13 protein-coding genes are annotated in these 15,854 nt (G+C 63.6%); 3 read left to right on the top strand and 10 right to left on the bottom strand.

Annotated features, from left to right (window positions below; genetic code table 11):
* Nucleotides 1-75 precede the first annotated feature (75 nt).
* Nucleotides 76-978, top strand: a complete 903-nt coding sequence (locus tag AC04SI_RS01655; RefSeq protein WP_404275128.1) for a phosphotransferase — start codon at nt 76-78, stop codon at nt 976-978.
* 12 nt (nt 979-990) lie between these two features.
* Here AC04SI_RS01655 and AC04SI_RS01660 read toward each other — a convergent pair whose 3' ends face one another.
* Together AC04SI_RS01660 and AC04SI_RS01665 are read right to left on the bottom strand one after the other, a co-directional pair.
* Entirely contained in the window at nt 991-1,914 is a 924-nt protein-coding gene (locus tag AC04SI_RS01660) for a DMT family transporter (protein WP_404275130.1), read from the bottom strand.
* A 496-nt stretch (nt 1,915-2,410) separates the two neighbouring features.
* Complete coding sequence (locus tag AC04SI_RS01665) at nt 2,411-3,703, bottom strand: amidohydrolase family protein (protein ID WP_404275132.1); 1,293 nt, start codon at nt 3,701-3,703, stop codon at nt 2,411-2,413.
* A gap of 179 nt (nt 3,704-3,882) precedes the next feature.
* Between AC04SI_RS01665 and AC04SI_RS01670 the strand changes: the two genes are divergently transcribed.
* A complete protein-coding gene (locus AC04SI_RS01670; protein WP_404275134.1) occupies nt 3,883-5,637 on the top strand; it encodes an ABC transporter ATP-binding protein in 1,755 nt (584 codons plus the stop codon).
* A gap of 42 nt (nt 5,638-5,679) precedes the next feature.
* On the opposite strand, the gene ilvD is transcribed toward AC04SI_RS01670, so the two are convergent.
* Nucleotides 5,680-7,524 carry a dihydroxy-acid dehydratase gene (gene ilvD / locus AC04SI_RS01675; RefSeq protein ID WP_404275136.1) on the bottom strand — a complete coding sequence of 615 codons (1,845 nt, stop codon included), beginning with the start codon at nt 7,522-7,524 and terminating at the stop codon, nt 5,680-5,682.
* A gap of 268 nt (nt 7,525-7,792) precedes the next feature.
* Between ilvD and AC04SI_RS01680 the strand changes: the two genes are divergently transcribed.
* The gene (locus tag AC04SI_RS01680) at nt 7,793-8,263 is read left to right on the top strand and encodes a VOC family protein (RefSeq protein WP_404275138.1); all 471 of its coding nucleotides are present in this window, start codon (nt 7,793-7,795) and stop codon (nt 8,261-8,263) included.
* A gap of 133 nt (nt 8,264-8,396) precedes the next feature.
* Here the strand turns inward: AC04SI_RS01680 and AC04SI_RS01685 are convergent, their stop codons facing one another.
* The 7 genes from AC04SI_RS01685 to AC04SI_RS01715 all read right to left on the bottom strand — a co-directional run bounded on the left by AC04SI_RS01685 (nt 8,397) and on the right by AC04SI_RS01715 (nt 15,799).
* Nucleotides 8,397-8,660 carry a hypothetical protein gene (locus AC04SI_RS01685; RefSeq protein WP_488473832.1) on the bottom strand — a complete coding sequence of 88 codons (264 nt, stop codon included), beginning with the start codon at nt 8,658-8,660 and terminating at the stop codon, nt 8,397-8,399.
* 21 nt (nt 8,661-8,681) lie between these two features.
* On the bottom strand, nt 8,682-8,990 hold the full coding sequence (locus AC04SI_RS01690; RefSeq protein WP_404275140.1) for a formate dehydrogenase subunit delta: 309 nt from the start codon (nt 8,988-8,990) through the stop codon (nt 8,682-8,684).
* Nucleotides 8,980-9,810, bottom strand: coding sequence for a formate dehydrogenase accessory sulfurtransferase FdhD (gene fdhD / locus AC04SI_RS01695; RefSeq protein WP_404275142.1), 831 nt, complete (start codon nt 9,808-9,810; stop codon nt 8,980-8,982). The genes AC04SI_RS01690 and fdhD overlap by 11 nt, the downstream gene beginning before the upstream one ends.
* Nucleotides 9,811-9,812: 2 nt before the next feature.
* On the bottom strand, nt 9,813-12,722 hold the full coding sequence (fdhF, locus tag AC04SI_RS01700; protein WP_404275143.1) for a formate dehydrogenase subunit alpha: 2,910 nt from the start codon (nt 12,720-12,722) through the stop codon (nt 9,813-9,815).
* Nucleotides 12,723-12,732: 10 nt separating this feature from the next.
* Nucleotides 12,733-14,289 carry a formate dehydrogenase beta subunit gene (locus AC04SI_RS01705; protein ID WP_404275145.1) on the bottom strand — a complete coding sequence of 519 codons (1,557 nt, stop codon included), beginning with the start codon at nt 14,287-14,289 and terminating at the stop codon, nt 12,733-12,735.
* Nucleotides 14,286-14,765 carry a formate dehydrogenase subunit gamma gene (locus AC04SI_RS01710; protein WP_006202845.1) on the bottom strand — a complete coding sequence of 160 codons (480 nt, stop codon included), beginning with the start codon at nt 14,763-14,765 and terminating at the stop codon, nt 14,286-14,288. The genes AC04SI_RS01705 and AC04SI_RS01710 overlap by 4 nt, the downstream gene beginning before the upstream one ends.
* Nucleotides 14,766-14,899: 134 nt before the next feature.
* A complete protein-coding gene (locus tag AC04SI_RS01715) occupies nt 14,900-15,799 on the bottom strand; it encodes a LysR family transcriptional regulator (protein ID WP_006202846.1) in 900 nt (299 codons plus the stop codon).
* Nucleotides 15,800-15,854: the final 55 nt, after the last annotated feature.

Genomic DNA, 15,854 nt, shown 5'->3' on the forward strand with positions numbered 1-15,854 from the left:
ACGGGATGATAGCCAAATGGCGAAAACTGTGGAACCGTCGCCGCGATAATAAGCGCGTGAAGGGGGATCGAGGCGATGGCGGATGAGATAGCACGCGCGGCACTGGCCACCATTCCAGTGCTGGCCGGCTATGAGGGACCGCTGGAACGGCTCGGCGGCCTCACCAATCTTGTCTACAGGGCCGGTGATTTCTGCCTGCGCATCCCCGGCAAAGGCACCGAGGAGTATATCAACCGCGCCAATGAAGCCGTGGCGGCGCGCGAGGCGGCGAAAGCCGGCGTCAGTCCGCAGGTGCTGCATGTCGACGCCGGCACGGGCGTGATGGTGAGCCGGTTCATCGCCGGCACCGAGACGATGTCGCCGGAAAAGTTCAAACTGCGCCCGGGCAGCCAGGCGCGCGCGGGTGAGGTCTTCCGCAAGCTGCACACTTCCGGTGCGGTGTTTCCTTTCCGCTTCGAGCTGTTTGCGATGATCGACGATTATCTGAAGGTGCTGTCGACCAAGGACGTGGCGTTGCCGCATGGCTACCACGATGTCGTGCGCGAGGCCGAAACCGTGCGTGCAGCACTTGCAGCCCATCCGCTGCCGCTTGCCGCCTGCCACTGCGATCCGCTGTGCGAGAACTTTCTCGACACCGGCGAGCGGATGTGGATCGTCGACTGGGAATATTCGGGGATGAACGATCCGCTCTGGGATCTCGGCGACCTCTCGGTCGAAGGCAAGTTCGATACTGCGCAGGATGAAGAACTGATGCGCGCCTATTTCGGTCGCCAGCCGAAACCGGTCGAGCGCGGCCGCGTCGTCATCTACAAGGCGATGTGCGATCTGTTGTGGACACTGTGGGGACTGCTGCAGCTTGCCAACAACAATCCGGTCGACGATTTCCGCGCCTATGCCGACGGCCGCTTCGCCCGCTGCAAGGCGCTGATGGAGACGCCGGAATTTTCACGGCATCTGGCGGCCGTGCGCCAGGGTTAAGCCCGGCTCGGTTCAGTTCACGCCCTTCGGCACGTTCTCCGGCGGTACCACGGTGTCGACCACCTTCTGGCGGTGGAAGATGAACAGACCGGCGAGCACGACGATGGCCGAGCCGATCAGGATACGCGGACCGGGCACGTCGCCGAAGAAGACCAGGCCGAAGACAACCGCCCACAGGAGCAGCGTGTAGTGCAGCGGCGCCAGCGTCGAGGCCGGCGCCAGCTTCAGCGCCCTGGTGATCATCAGGTGAGCAGCGCAGGAGACGATGCCGAGCAGCAGCATGGCGCCGAAGTCGAGCGCCGACGGCGTCTGCCACGCGCCGATGCTCAGCACGCCGCCAACGACCAGCGTGCCGATGGTCTGCCAGGTTACCAGAGTGGTGTCGCTGGTGCCGCGCAGCCGCCGGTTGAGGATGATGGCGAAGGCGAAGGAGATGCTGCCAACGAGCGCGAATATCGAGGACAGCGAAAACGCCGCCGAAGACGGCTTCAGCATGATCAGGACGCCGCAGAAGCCGACCAGGATCGCCGCCCAACGGCGCCAACCGACCTTTTCGCCGAGCAGGAAGTGCGACAGCGCCGCGACATAGATCGGTCCTGCCATGTAGAAGCTCATCACGTCGGCGAGCGGCAGATAGACGACGGCGGCGTAAAACAGCGCAGTGTCGAGCGTCGTCATCACCACGCGCAGGACCTGCAGTTCCAGACGCTCCATCTTGAACAGCTTGCCGGCGCCCTGGTTGGCGATCATCGGGCCGAGCACGAAAAAGGCGCCGACCGAACGGATCAGCACGACCTGGCCGACGGAGAAGCTGGCGACCAGCCACTTGCCCATCGCGTCGTTGAGCGCAAACAGGAAATCGCCGGCCAGCATCAGCAAAATGCCGGCCAAAAGCACGTTCCTGATCGTAAAATTGCGGGCAAGGGAGGGAGCCATGCCGGCTCCGTAGACGCAAGCGGCCGATTTGACGAGCGGAATTCGAGGGAGTCGATAAGACCAGCGGCGGAAATCGGCTGGTTCTATGCCTTCCGTACGCTTTCGGCAGGCCGCGTCGGTACGATCCGCTATTTAGGCTGCGGCCGAATGATGATCGGGCGATAGAGGATCGGCCTGTCCCAGGGATCGAAAGCCGATGCGCTTCGGAGTTCCGCGCGCCGATCGAGGTCGATGCGCTGCAAGCATTCGGCGAAGGCATCGTTTTTCTTGGTGAAGCCGTAGGACCGGCATTTCGCCTCATCTCGGCGCGGCGGTCCTCCGCCGACATGCAGCCCGCACAAGCCGCCGCCAGCGCAACCGCCATCACAGTCTTTTGCCACATGGTGATCCTCCTCGAGCCAAAGTGGAGGCTTATTGTAGACTTAATTATGCCAGACGAAGCGGAGAGCCTTGATGCAGAGAGGCTGGCCTTTTGGGCCTGAAAGGCTCGGCTCGCCTATGACAGGGAGCCGGCTGCCTTGTGCCGACGGTTCACCTGTGTCGGTCGGCCGGCGATCGACAGGCGGGTTTCCTGCTTCGTCCGCTCGGCAACCACTTTGCCCCTGGCGATGACGCAGAGACGTTCAGGGCGCAAACGAATGGCCTCGACCGGATTGCCGGCGTCGAGGACGACGAGACTGGCGCGCTTGCCGACGGCAAGGCCGAGATGATCGAGCCCCATGATGGCCGCGTTGACGTTGGTGACCATGTCGAAGCAGCGCGCCATGTCGGCGGGGCTCGACATCTGGGCGACGTGCAGGCCCATGAAGGCGACGTCGAGCATGTCGGCCGTGCCCAGCGAATACCAGGGATCGAGCACGCAATCCTGGCCCCAGCCGACGCGGATGCCCATGGCGAGCATTTCCTTGACGCGCGTCAGGCCGCGGCGCTTGGGAAAAGTGTCGTGGCGGCCTTGCAGCATGATGTTGATCAGCGGATTGGGGATGGCCGATACGCCAGCCTCGGCGATCAGCGGCAACAGCTTGGAGACGTAATAATTGTCCATCGAGTGCATGGAGGTAAGGTGTGAACCGGCCACCCTGCCTTGCAGGCCGAGCCGTTGCGTCTCATAGGCAAGCTGCTCGATATGGCGCGACAGCGGATCGTCGGTCTCGTCGCAATGCAGGTCGACCATCAGCCCACGCCTGGCGGCGATTTCGCAGAGTTCCGTCACCGAACGCGTGCCGTCGGCCATGGTGCGTTCGAAATGCGGAATGCCGCCGACGATATCGACGCCCATGTCGAGCGCGCGGACGGTGTTCTCAAGCGCCGTCGGCGAACGATAGAGCCCGTCCTGCGGGAAGGCGACCAGCTGCAGGTCGATATAGGGCGCGACCGTCTTCTTGACGTCGAGCAAGGCCTCCACCGCCAAAAGGCGATCGTCGCAGACATCGACATGGGTGCGGATGGCGAGAAGGCCCATCGATACGGCCCAGTCGCAATAGGCGAGCGCGCGCTCGCGCACCGCCTCGTGCGTCAGAAGCGGCTTCAACTCGCCCCATAGCGATATGCCCTCCAGCAGGGTGCCCGACGCATTGATGCGCGGAATGCCGTAGGAGAGAGTGGCATCCATGTGGAAATGCGGATCGACGAAAGGCGGCGCGACCAGATCGCCATACGCATTGATCACCGTGCCCGCAGCGGCGGTCAGCTCGGGCTCAATCGCTGCGATCGTCTCGCCGGTGATGCCGATATCGGCAACCCTGCCGTCAGGCAGCGTGCCGCCGCGCACGATGAGGTCGAAATCCATCTTTTCGTCATCCTCTTTCCAGAATCATCGTGCCATCGTGGCGCAAAAGGCAGCTTGCCGCAGCCGTTTCTTTCAGTGGCCGCGAAAGGTTCCCTCCGACGGCAACTCGCTCTATAAGCCGCCTTTCGCCTCCGTGGCGAATCCGGAAATTCGTGTCAGCCAAGCATGGGATCAGTCGTTTGTTTCGCTTCTTCCGCTCGACGGAGAACCAGCGCCTCATCGCGAGACTGGTCAAGGAATCCTTCCGGGAACATAGGTTCGGATACGGCGCCGCCATACTGTCGATGCTGGTGGTGGCCGCCATGACAGGCGCCAGCGCCTGGATCCTGCGTGAGATCACGAACGAATTCGTCATCTACAAGCGACTGGACCGCGTCAACCTGATTGCGGCCGCGGTCGCCGCAATCTTCATCTTCAAGGGCGTCGCCAATTTCGTCCAGGCCTATTTCATGAGCCGCGTCGGCAACGCCATCATCGCCGACCGGCAGCGCAAGATCTATGACCGGATCCTCGCGCAAGGCATCGAATTCTACCATTCGACCTCGTCGTCCGACCTGATCACCCGCATGACCAACAATGCACAGGCCGCGCGCAGCGTCCTTGACCTCGTTGTCACGTCCTATGTGCGGGATCTGGTGACGCTGATCGTGCTGGTGGGGGTGATGGTCTGGCAGCAGCCGGCACTGTCTCTGATCTGCTTCATCATCGGGCCCGTAGCCATATACGGCGTCAATCACATCCTGAAGCGCGTCCGCAAGATTGCCGCGATGGAGTTCCGCTCGCTCGGCCAGATCGTGCATGTGATGCAGGAAACGGCAATCGGCGTGCGTGTCGTCAAATCCTTCAATCTCGAAGGCGCGATGCGCAACCGGATGTACAAGGCGGTATCGGACGTCGAGAACCGCGCCAACAACATCGCAACACTGGAGGCTGCCACCAGCCCGGTGATGGAAACGCTTGCCGGGCTGGCAATCTCAGGCGCCGTGCTGGTCAGCGGCTTCCTGGTCCTGCAGGGCGGCCAGATGCCGGGCAACATCATGGCCTTCATCGCGGCGCTGCTGCTTGCCTATGAGCCGGCGAAACGGTTGGCGCGTGTGCGCATATCGCTGGAAACCGGTATCGTCGGCGTGCGCATGATGTTCCAGCTGGCCGACCGGCCGCTGACCTTGGCCGAAAAGCCGGACGCCAAGCCACTGCAGCCGGGGCCGGGCGAAATCCGCTTCGATGGTGCGAGCTTCGCCTATCCGGAAAGCCCGCCGGTATTCGAAGGATTCGACCTGACGCTTGAGGCCGGCAAGATGACGGCGCTGGTCGGGCCTTCGGGCAGCGGCAAGTCGACGATCCTCAACCTGATCATGCGCATGTACGACCCGCAAAGCGGCAAGGTGCTGTTCGACGGCCAAGACATCTCCTACGCAACGCTGGCTTCGGTCAGGGAAAAGATCGCTTATGTCAGCCAGGACACGTTCCTGTTTGCCGGCACCATCATGCACAACATCCGGCTTGGGCGTCAGGACGCCACCGACGAGGAGGTGATCGCCGCGGCCAAGGCGGCCAATGCCCACGACTTCATCAGCGCCATGCCGAAAGGCTACGAGACGGATGTGGGCGAGAACGGCGCCCTGCTTTCAGGCGGGCAGCGCCAGCGCATCTCGATCGCCCGCGCCATGTTGCGCAATGCCGAGATCCTGCTGCTCGACGAAGCGACCAGCGCGCTCGACGCCGAGTCCGAGGCCCTGTTCCGCGACGCGCTGCAGCAGCTGACGGTCGGGCGCACGACCATCGTCATCGCCCACCGCCTGTCGACCGTGCACCAGGCCGACACGATCGTGGTGTTGGAAAAAGGCAAGGTCGTGGAAAGCGGCCCGCACAAGATCTTGCTCAAGCAGGGCGGGCTCTATCAGAAGCTTTATGAGTATCAGCTGATGCCGTGAGGCGCCTCCCTTCTCCCACAAGGGGAGAAGGTAAAGCGGTCCTTAGTCCGGCACGTGCCTGACCGCACCTTTGTCAGCGCTGGTGGCGAAGGCAGCATAGGCGCGCAGGGCCGTCGTAACCTTGCGCTTGCGCTTTTCCTCGGGCTTCCAGGCCGTCGCGCCCTTCGCCTCCATTGCAGCACGCCGAGCATCGAGTTCAGCGTCGCTGACCGCCAGGCGGATGGTGCGGTTGGGGATGTCGATCTCGATCGTATCGCCCTCCCGGACCAGGCCGATCAGCCCGCCTTCCGCCGCCTCCGGCGAGACGTGGCCGATCGACAGGCCCGACGTGCCGCCGGAGAAGCGGCCGTCGGTGATCAGCGCGCAGGCTTTGCCGAGGCCTTTCGACTTCAGATAGCTAGTCGGGTAGAGCATTTCCTGCATGCCGGGGCCGCCGCGCGGTCCTTCATAGCGGATGACGACGACATCGCCGGCCTTGATCTCGTTGGACAGGATCGCCTTGACCGAGGCGTCCTGACTTTCGAACACCCGAGCCGGACCGGTGAATTTCAGGATCGATTCGTCGACGCCCGCGGTCTTCACGATGCAGCCGTCGAGCGCCAGATTGCCCTTCAGCACGGCAAGGCCGCCATCCTTTGAGAAGGGCGTGTCCGCCGAGCGGATGACGCCCTTCTCTCGGTCGAGATCGAGCTCGTCCCAGCGGCGGTCCTGGCTGAAGGCGACCTGCGTCGGCACGCCGCCGGGTGCCGCCAGGAAGAAATCGCGCACGTTCTGGCTCGAAGTGCGGGAAATGTCCCAATGCTCGAGCGCCTCGCCGAGGCTCGCGGTGTGCACCGTCGGCAGGTCGCGGTTGATCAGCCCGGCCTGGTCGAGCTGGCCGAGGATGGCCATGATGCCGCCGGCACGGTGAACGTCTTCCATGTGCACGTCGGACTTCGCCGGCGCGACCTTGCACAGCACCGGAACACGCCGCGACAGCCGATCGATGTCCTCCATGGTGAAGTCGACTTCGCCCTCATGCGCGGCGGCGAGGACGTGCAGCACAGTGTTGGTCGAACCGCCCATGGCAATGTCGAGCGTCATGGCGTTCTCGAAGGCGCCCTTGGAGGCGATGCTGCGCGGCAGCGCCGTCTCGTCATCCTGCTCGTAATAGCGCTGCGCCAGGTCGACGACGAGATGCCCGGCCTCGACGAACAGGCGCTTGCGGTCGGCATGGGTGGCGAGCGTCGAGCCATTGCCGGGCAGCGACAGGCCAAGCGCCTCGGTCAGGCAGTTCATCGAATTGGCGGTAAACATGCCGGAGCAGGAGCCGCAGGTCGGGCAGGCCGAGCGCTCGATGATCTTGACGTCCTCGTCGGAGATCTTGTCGTCGGCAGCTGCGACCATGGCGTCAACCAGGTCGAGCGCCTGCGTCTTGCCGGCCAGCACCACCTTGCCGGCTTCCATCGGTCCGCCGGAAACGAAGACGGTGGGGATGTTGAGGCGCAGCGATGCCATCAGCATGCCGGGCGTGATCTTGTCGCAATTGGAGATGCAGACCATGGCGTCGGCGCAGTGCGCGTTGACCATGTATTCGACCGAGTCGGCGATCAGCTCGCGCGACGGCAGCGAGTAGAGCATGCCGTCATGGCCCATGGCGATGCCGTCGTCGACGGCGATGGTGTTGAACTCCTTGGCGACGCCGCCGGCCTTCTCGATCTCGCGCGCGACCAGCTGGCCGAGGTCCTTGAGATGGACATGGCCCGGCACGAACTGGGTGAAGGAATTGACCACGGCGATGATCGGCTTGCCGAAATCCGAATCCTTCATGCCGGTAGCGCGCCACAGGCCGCGGGCGCCGGCCATGTTGCGGCCATGGGTGGTGGTGCGGGAACGATAGGCAGGCATGAATTTTCCTTAGCTGGCTGGCTGCGCTCCATGCGGAGCGTGGCGGCGCTGAATTCGGATCGCAGGGGTTATAGACGCCATAGTCTGGTCTGGCCACAATTTTGCGCTGCGCCAGATTTTCCCGAAAAACCGGACTTTCCAAAAAAATTTCACGCCACTGTCGGATCGCGTTCGGCACGGCCGTCCTTGGGCAGACGGCAAGGAATGGCACCATTCTCGGAGTCAGCCGTTACCGCAATAGCAAACGAAGCAACCCGAGGAGCACGACATGCAAAAGATCACCACCTGCCTGTGGTTCGACGACCAGGCCGAAGAGGCGATGAATTTCTACGTCTCCATCTTCAAGAACTCGAAGGTGCTGAGCGTGATGCGCTGGCCAAAGGGTCATGCAGATGAAGGCAAGGTGCTGGTGACCTCGTTCGAGCTCGACGGCGTGCAGTTCCAGGCGCTCAACGGCGGACCGCAATTCAAGTTCAACGAGGCCATGTCGCAGTCGATCGACTGCAAGACGCAGGAAGAGGTCGATTATTTCTGGGACAGGCTCATCGAAGGCGGCGGCGAACCGTCGCAATGCAGCTGGCTGAAGGACAGGTTCGGCGTCTCCTGGCAAGTCGTGCCGGAGCAACTGCCGCGCCTGCTTCTGGATCCGGACCGGGCCAAGGCCGGCCGGGTGATGTCAGCGATGATGCAGATGAGCAAGATCGACATCGCCAAGATCGAAGAAGCGGCGAAGGGGTGAGTGGAGGCGCACTTGCCTTCCCCCTTGTAGGGGAAGGCGGATCGGCGCGCAGCGCCGAGACGGGATGAGGGGTGTTGGACGGAGTGAGGCGTTGGTGTTCCCTGGAACACCTCTCATCCGTCGCCTTCGGCGCCTACTCGACGATGCGGTAGATGTTCCACAGGCTGGTGCCCGACACGACATAGGGCTCAATCTCCTTGCCCCATTTGGCGTGCGCCTCGATCTTGCCGATCTTGGCGAAGAACTCTTCCAACTGGGCCAGGCTCTGGACCTCGTGATGGCTCTCGACCGTCGCTTCGCGCGCGCCGATCGATCCGGTCATGATCTGGAACTTGAGGTCCGCGATACCGACCTGCGAGCCGATCTCGCGTTCCCATTTTTTCAACAGTTCGAGCACGGTCGCTGTTGTCAGGCTATTTCAGCGGGCTGCGTTCTCGGCCGGGGCAGGCCCGGTGTAGCCGATGTTCTTGTCGGCCTGTTCGGGTGCCTTGGGCCGCTTGATTCTGGCGGAGGCGGCCACCACCAGCTCGTTGAAATTCTCGGTGCCGCCGTCCAGCATCTCGAACAGCTGCCGCCGCATGCGCGGCTCCCAGAACTTGTTGATATGCTCGGCAACGCCGGCAATGCCTTCCTCGCGCGGCTTGGAATCGAAGAAGTCGGCGATCTGGTTGGCCATGCGCACCAGCTTTTCCTTGGTGCTCATAATGTGTTCTTCGTCATGCGACATGCTTGGCAACTCCGGAAGCCACCCGGTCCGGGTGGGTGAAAACATCGAAATCCTCGCCGCGAACCAACGCCACCAGCGTCATTCCGGCAGCCTCGGCCGTGCGGATGGCAAGCGCGGTCGGCGCCGAGACGGCAATGATGAAGGCCGAGCCGATCGCCGCCGTCTTCTGCACCATCTCGACCGACACGCGAGACGTCACGACCACGGCGCCCGACGCACCGTCGATGCCGGCCTTGGCCAGCGCGCCGGCCAGCTTGTCCAATGCATTGTGGCGGCCGACATCCTCACGCGCCATGACGATGCCCTTGCCGGGGATGTAGAAGCCGGCGGCGTGCACAGCGCCGGTCTCGGTGTGTAGCGGTTGCACCTTCGACAAAAGCTTGACCGAACGGACGATATCGTCGGCTTCAAGCGTAAGCTTTGACGCACCGACCGCGTCGACCGAGCGCATGGCCTCTTCGATAGACTCGATGCCGCACAGCCCGCAGCCGACCGGGCCGGCAAGCCGGCGCCGCCGCGCCTGGAAGCGTGTATTGGCCTTGTCCTTCAACCGGATCTGGATGTCGATGCCGGCGCCAAGATCTTCGACCTCGATCGCCTCGATCTCGTCAGGAGCGGCAACGATGCCCTCGGTCAGCGAGAAGCCGAGTGCGAAATCATCGAAATCGGCCGGGCTCGCCATCATCACCGCATGCGTCGTGCCGGCGAAGGAGAACGCCACCGGCGTCTCCTCCGGCACCATGCGGTTCGCGGCCGCCGTCCCGCTGGCGCGGTGCGCCAGCCGCGATATCTGCGTCGTTGCTTTGCGGCGCGCGGCCAAGGTTACTCCGCCGCTTCCAACGGTGCGATGCGGCGGCTCTGGCGCGCCTGCTCATTATAATCCCTCTGCCACTCGGTCGGGCCGTTGGACGGCGCCACCTGCACGGCGGTGACCTTGTATTCCGGACAGTTGGTCGCCCAGTCCGAGAAGTCGGTGGTGATCACGTTCGCCTGCGTGTCCGGATGGTGGAAGGTCGTATAGACCACACCTGGCGAGACGCGATCGGTGATCAGCGCGCGCAACGTCGTCTCGCCGGAGCGGCTCGCCAACCGCACCCAGTCGCCTTCGCGAATGCCGCGGTTCTCGGCATCGTGCGGATGGATCTCCAGCATGTCTTCGGCATGCCACATCACATTTTCGGTGCGCCTGGTCTGCGCGCCGACATTGTACTGTGACAGAATCCGCCCGGTGGTGAGCAGCAGCGGGAAGCGCGGCCCGGTCCTTTCGTCCGTCGCCACATATTCGGTGCGGATGAACTTGCCCTTGCCGCGCACGAAGCCATCGACATGCATGATCGGCGTGCCGAGCGGCGCCTTCTCGTTGCAGGGCCACTGCACGGATCCGACACGGTCGAGCAGTTCGAAGGAGACGTTGGCGAAGCTCGGCGTCGTCTTGGCGATCTCGTCCATGATCTCGGAAGGATGCCGGTAGTTCCAGTCCAGCCCGATCGCGCGGGCAAGCTCCTGCGTCGCCTCCCAATCGGCGTAGCGCGCTTTCGGCTCGATAACCTTGCGCACCATGTTGATGCGGCGCTCGGCATTGGTGAAGGTGCCGTCCTTCTCAAGAAAGGTCGAGCCCGGCAGGAAGACATGCGCGTAGTTCGCCGTCTCGTTGAGGAAGAGGTCGTGCACGACGACGCATTCCATCGCGGCGAGCCCTGCGGCGACGTGCTTGGTGTCGGGATCGGACTGCAAAATGTCCTCGCCCTGGATGTAGATGCCCTTGAAGGAGCCGTCGACGGCGGCATCGAGCATGTTGGGGATGCGCAGGCCCGGCTCGTCGTCGAGCTTCACGCCCCACAGGCTCTCATAGATGTCGCGCACGGCCTCGCCCGAGATATGGCGATAGCCGGGCAGTTCGTGCGGGAAGGAGCCCATGTCGCACGAGCCCTGCACATTGTTCTGGCCGCGCAGCGGGTTCACGCCGACGCCGGGACGGCCGATATTGCCGGTGGCCATGGCGAGGTTGGCGATCGCCATCACCGTGGTCGAGCCCTGGCTGTGTTCCGTCACGCCGAGGCCGTAATAGATCGCGCCGTTGCCGCCGGTGGCGTAAAGACGCGCCGCGCCGCGGATCAGTTCGGGATCGACGCCGGAGAGCTTGCCGACGGTTTCGGGGCTGTTTTCCGGCAGGGCGACGAAAGAAGCCCAGTCCTGGAATTCCGCCCAGTCGCAGCGCTCGCGGATGAAGGCTTCGTCGAAGAGACCTTCGGTGACGATGACATGCGCCAGCGCCGTCAGCACCGCGACATTGGTGCCGGGCTTCAGCGGCAGGTGATAGGCGGCTTCGACATGGGGCGACTTGACCATCTCGGTACGTCGCGGATCGAGCACGATCAGCTTGGCGCCCTGGCGCAGCCGCTTCTTCAGCCGCGAGGCGAACACCGGATGGGCGGAAGCCGGATTGGCGCCGATGACGACGGCGACGTCGGTGTAATCGACGGAGTCGAAATCCTGCGTACCGGCCGAGGTGCCGTAGGTCTGGCCGAGCCCGTAGCCGGTCGGCGAATGGCAGACGCGCGCGCAGGTATCGACATTGTTGTTGCGGAAGCCCTGCCGCACCAGCTTCTGGACGAGGTAGGTTTCCTCGTTCGTGCAGCGCGAGGAGGTGATGCCCCCAATCGCGGTGCGTCCATACTGATACTGGATGCGGCGGAATTCCTTGGCCGTATGGGCGATCGCCTCTTCCCAGCTAACCTCACGCCAGGGATCGGAGATCTTCTCGCGGATCATCGGCGACAGGATGCGGTCCTTGTGCGTGGCGTAGCCATAGGCGAAACGGCCCTTCACGCAGGAATGGCCGTGGTTCGCCTTGCCCTCCTTGTAGGGCATCATGCGGATGACCTCGTCGCCCTTCACTTCGGCCTTGAATGAGCAGCCGACGCCGCAATAGGCGCAGGTGGTGACGGCCGAGCGCTCCGGCAGGCCTTTCTCAAGCACCGTTTTTTCGCGCAGCGCATCGGTCGGGCAGGCCTGCACGCAGGCGCCGCAGGAAACGCATTCGGAGGCGATGAAATCCTCGTGCATGCCGGCGACCATGCGCGATTCGAAACCGCGGCCCTCGATGGTCAGTGCGAAGGTGCCCTGCACCTCTTCGCAGGCCCGCACGCAACGCGAGCAGACGATGCATTGCGCCGGATCATAGGTGAAATAGGGGTTGGATTCGTCGCGGGCGATGTAGTCGACCGCCAGCGAACCATGACCGGGCGCGACGCCGTCTTCCTTGACGTGGTTACGGCCTTCGATGCCGAAGCGGTTTTCGGTCAGGCCGACCGACTTCGCCACAACGTCGAACTCGCTGGCGCCGGTCCCGGCTTTCTCGTTCCAGCCGGTCGGATGGTCGGAGACATAGAGTTCCATGACGCCGCGGCGAATGGCGTCGAGCCGCTCGGACTGCGTGTTGACCACCATGCCTTCGCCAACCGGCGTCGTACAGGACGCCGGCGTGCCGCCGCGGCCCTCGATCTCGACGAGGCAGACGCGGCACGAACCGAACGAGTCCAGCATGTCGGTGGCGCAGAGCTTCGGGATTTCGACCCCGCCCTCCATCGCCGCGCGCATGATCGACGTGCCTTCCGGCACGGTGATGCTGCGGCCGTCGACGGTCAGCGTGACCTGCTTTTCCGCATTCGATTGCGGGGTTCCGAAATCGATCTCTTCGATGAGTATCGGGAAGTCGGCCTTGATGTTCATCTGCCAGCTCCTATTCAGCCGCCACGCGCGCCGGCGCCGGCTTGAAATCCTCGGGGAAATGGGTGATCGAGCTCATCACCGGGTAGGGCGTGAAGCCGCCCAGTGCGCACAGCGATCCGAACTTCATCGTGTTGCAGAGATCGGTGACCAGAGCGAGGTTCTTCTCCGGCTCGATGCCGGCCGCCAGCCTGTCGATGGTCTCGACGCCACGCGTCGAGCCGATGCGGCAGGGTGTGCACTTGCCGCAGCTTTCGATGGCGCAGAACTCCATGGCGAAACGTGCCTGCTTCAGCATGTCGGCGGTGTCGTCGAACACGGTGATGCCGGCATGGCCGATCAACCCGTCCTTGGCGGCGAAGGCTTCGTAGTCGAACGGCGTGTCGAACAAGGCGCGCGGGAAATAGGCGCCGAGCGGCCCGCCGACCTGCACCGCTTTCACCGGCCGGCCCGTCGCAGTGCCGCCGCCGATATCGTCGACGATCTCGCCCAGCGTCATGCCGAAAGCCGCCTCGAACAGGCCTCCATGCTTGACGTTGCCGGCGATCTGGATCGGGATCGTACCGCGCGAGCGGCCCATGCCGTAATCCTTGTAGAAGGCGGCACCCTTGTCCATGATGATCGGCACCGAGGCCAGCGAGATAACGTTGTTGATCACCGTCGGCTTGCCGAACAAGCCCTGGATCGCCGGCAGCGGCGGCTTGGCGCGAACCACGCCGCGCTTGCCTTCCAGGCTGTTCAGCAGCGAGGTTTCCTCGCCGCAGACATAGGCGCCGGCGCCGACGCGGATTTCCATGTCGAAGGCGTTGGGCGAACCCAGCACACTGACGCCGAGCACGCCGGCCTTGCGTGCGACCTCGACAGCCCGGTTCATCGTCGCCACCGCATGCGGATATTCCGAGCGGATATAGACAAAGCCCTTGGTCGCGCCGGTGGCGATGCCGGCGATCGTCATGCCTTCGATCAGCACGAAGGGGTCGCCCTCCATGATCATGCGGTCGGCGAAAGTGGCGCTGTCGCCTTCGTCGGCGTTGCAGACAATGTATTTGCGGTCGCCGGCGGTATCGAGCACCGTTTTCCACTTGATGCCGGTCGGGAAGCCGGCGCCGCCGCGGCCGCGCAGACCGGACTCCGTCACCTGCTTGACGATGTCGAGCGGCGCCATGGCCACCGCATTCTGCAGGCCCTTCAGCCCGCCCAGCGACTTGTAGGCGTCGAGCGACAGCGGGTCGTTGATGCCGCAGCGCGCGAAGGTCAGGCGCGTCTGCTTGGCCAGGAACGGAATCTTGTCCGGCGCGCCCAGCCAGCGCTTATGATGGCCACCCTTGAGGAAACCGCTGTCGAACAGGCTTTTGACGTCGGAAGGCTTCACCGGTCCGTAAGCGACGCGGCCATCGGCGGTAGCCACCTCGACCATCGGTTCGAGGAAATAGGCGCCGCGCGAACCATTGCGCACGATCTTGGCCTCGATGCCGCGTCCGGCCAATTCCTTGGCGATTGTCTTTGCGACCTTCTCGGCGCCGAGCGCCAGCGCGCCGGAGTCACCTGGAATGTAGATGCGCGGGATCATGAGCGTACCTCCGCGACGATCTCTTCGATCTTCTCGTCGTCGAGCCGCCCGATCACCTCGCCATCCAGCATCGCCGACGGCGAACAGGCGCAAAGCCCGAGGCAATAGACCGGCTCCAGCGTAACCGATCCGTCGCGGGTGGTCTCGTGGAAACCGATACCGAGCAATTGCTTGATCTTGGCGGCGACGGCATCCGACCCCATCGACTGGCAGGCTTCCGCCTGGCAAAGCTTGAGCACGTGCCGGCCGGCCGGCTTGGCGCGGAAATCATGATAGAAGGTGACGACGCCGTGCACTTCGGCCCGGGAGAGGTTCAGCCCATCAGCAATGACTGGCAGCGCGTCGTGCGGCACATGGCCGAACTCTTCCTGGATGCCGTGGAGGATCGGCAGCAGCGGACCTTCGAGGTCCTTCAATTCCTGGACGATCGCCGCCGTGCGCGATGCGATCTCGGTACTTGCAGGCTGCATCGTCATGCAGCGCCCTCCCTGGTCGATAGCTTTTATCGCTAAGTCTTTACAAAATCAGAGGAAACCTCTGGAATCAATAAGGCTTATCCGTTGCTTGATAGAAATTTTCTATCAAGTCTGTTCAGCCAGCACTGTCTAGCTCAGCGGCGGGCGTGGAAATCGTCCGCCAGCGCCATCGCCTCGTCCAGTAGCGCCTGGACCAGCGGCGTGTGCGGCTCGCGCGGCGTCGCCACCAGCCCGACAGTATGGCTGGCATCCGGTTCGACGATCGGAATGGCCCGGATCGGTTCGGAAAAGCCGAATGTTTCCGCAAGGTTGAGCGGCATGATCGAGGACCATTTGCCGGTGCGGATATGCGAAAACAAGACGATCATCGAGTTGGATTCGAGCGTCGGCCGCACCTGCACGCCGGCCTCCGCCAGATGCTGGTCGATGATGCGACGGTTCTGCATGTCCGGCGTCAAAAGGCAGAGCGGCAATTGGCTGATTTCCGCCCATGTCACTTTGTCGCGGTCGGAATAGGGGTTTCCCACCGCCGTGATCAGTTGGTAGCGCTCGTCATAGAGCGGCACGCTGGTCACCCGCCCCAGCGGCTCGTTGTCGAGATAGGTGATGCCGGCATCGATATCGAAATTGCCGAGCAGCGACAGCACCTCGATCGAGGTGCGCGACAGCACCGAGAAGGTGACGCCCGGATGCTTTTCGCGAAACGGTGTCGTCAGCCGCGCCACCATGGCCAAAGCCGTCGGGATGGCGGCGATGCGGATGCGGCCGGAAAGCCCGTGTCGCGCCGCGCGCATCTCCTCGCGCATGGTGCGGCTGTCGCCGACGATGCGTCGCGCCCACACCAGCACTTGCTTGCCTTCCGGCGTCAGCCCCTGAAAGCGTGAGCCGCGCAGCACCAGCATGACGCCAAGCTGGCCTTCCAGCTGCTTGATGCCGGCCGAGAGCGTCGGCTGGGTAACGCCGCATACTTCTGCGGCCCGGCCGAAATGCTCTTCCTTGGCCAGAGCGATGAAGAATTCCAGCTTGTCGATCATGCCATCTTTCCGGTCGTTCCGCGCAAGGTCGGGGAAATTGTCCTTCGCCGCAAGC

It is taken from the genome of Mesorhizobium sp. CNPSo 4689, assembly GCF_057784325.1.

What these genes read in the sequence shown, in the direction of transcription:
- ilvD (WP_404275136.1), bottom strand. Translation starts at nt 7,524, where the DNA reads ATGCCTGCCTATCGTTCCCGCACCACCACCCATGGCCGCAACATGGCC.
- AC04SI_RS01710 (WP_006202845.1), bottom strand. Translation starts at nt 14,765, where the DNA reads ATGACGATGCAGCCTGCAAGTACCGAGATCGCATCGCGCACGGCGGCG.
- AC04SI_RS01690 (WP_404275140.1), bottom strand. Translation starts at nt 8,990, where the DNA reads ATGTCGCATGACGAAGAACACATTATGAGCACCAAGGAAAAGCTGGTG.
- AC04SI_RS01705 (WP_404275145.1), bottom strand. Translation starts at nt 14,289, where the DNA reads ATGATCCCGCGCATCTACATTCCAGGTGACTCCGGCGCGCTGGCGCTC.
- AC04SI_RS01665 (WP_404275132.1), bottom strand. Translation starts at nt 3,703, where the DNA reads ATGGATTTCGACCTCATCGTGCGCGGCGGCACGCTGCCTGACGGCAGG.
- fdhF (WP_404275143.1), bottom strand. Translation starts at nt 12,722, where the DNA reads ATGAACATCAAGGCCGACTTCCCGATACTCATCGAAGAGATCGATTTC.
- AC04SI_RS01680 (WP_404275138.1), top strand. Translation starts at nt 7,793, where the DNA reads ATGCAAAAGATCACCACCTGCCTGTGGTTCGACGACCAGGCCGAAGAG.
- AC04SI_RS01660 (WP_404275130.1), bottom strand. Translation starts at nt 1,914, where the DNA reads ATGGCTCCCTCCCTTGCCCGCAATTTTACGATCAGGAACGTGCTTTTG.
- AC04SI_RS01655 (WP_404275128.1), top strand. Translation starts at nt 76, where the DNA reads ATGGCGGATGAGATAGCACGCGCGGCACTGGCCACCATTCCAGTGCTG.
- AC04SI_RS01715 (WP_006202846.1), bottom strand. Translation starts at nt 15,799, where the DNA reads ATGATCGACAAGCTGGAATTCTTCATCGCTCTGGCCAAGGAAGAGCAT.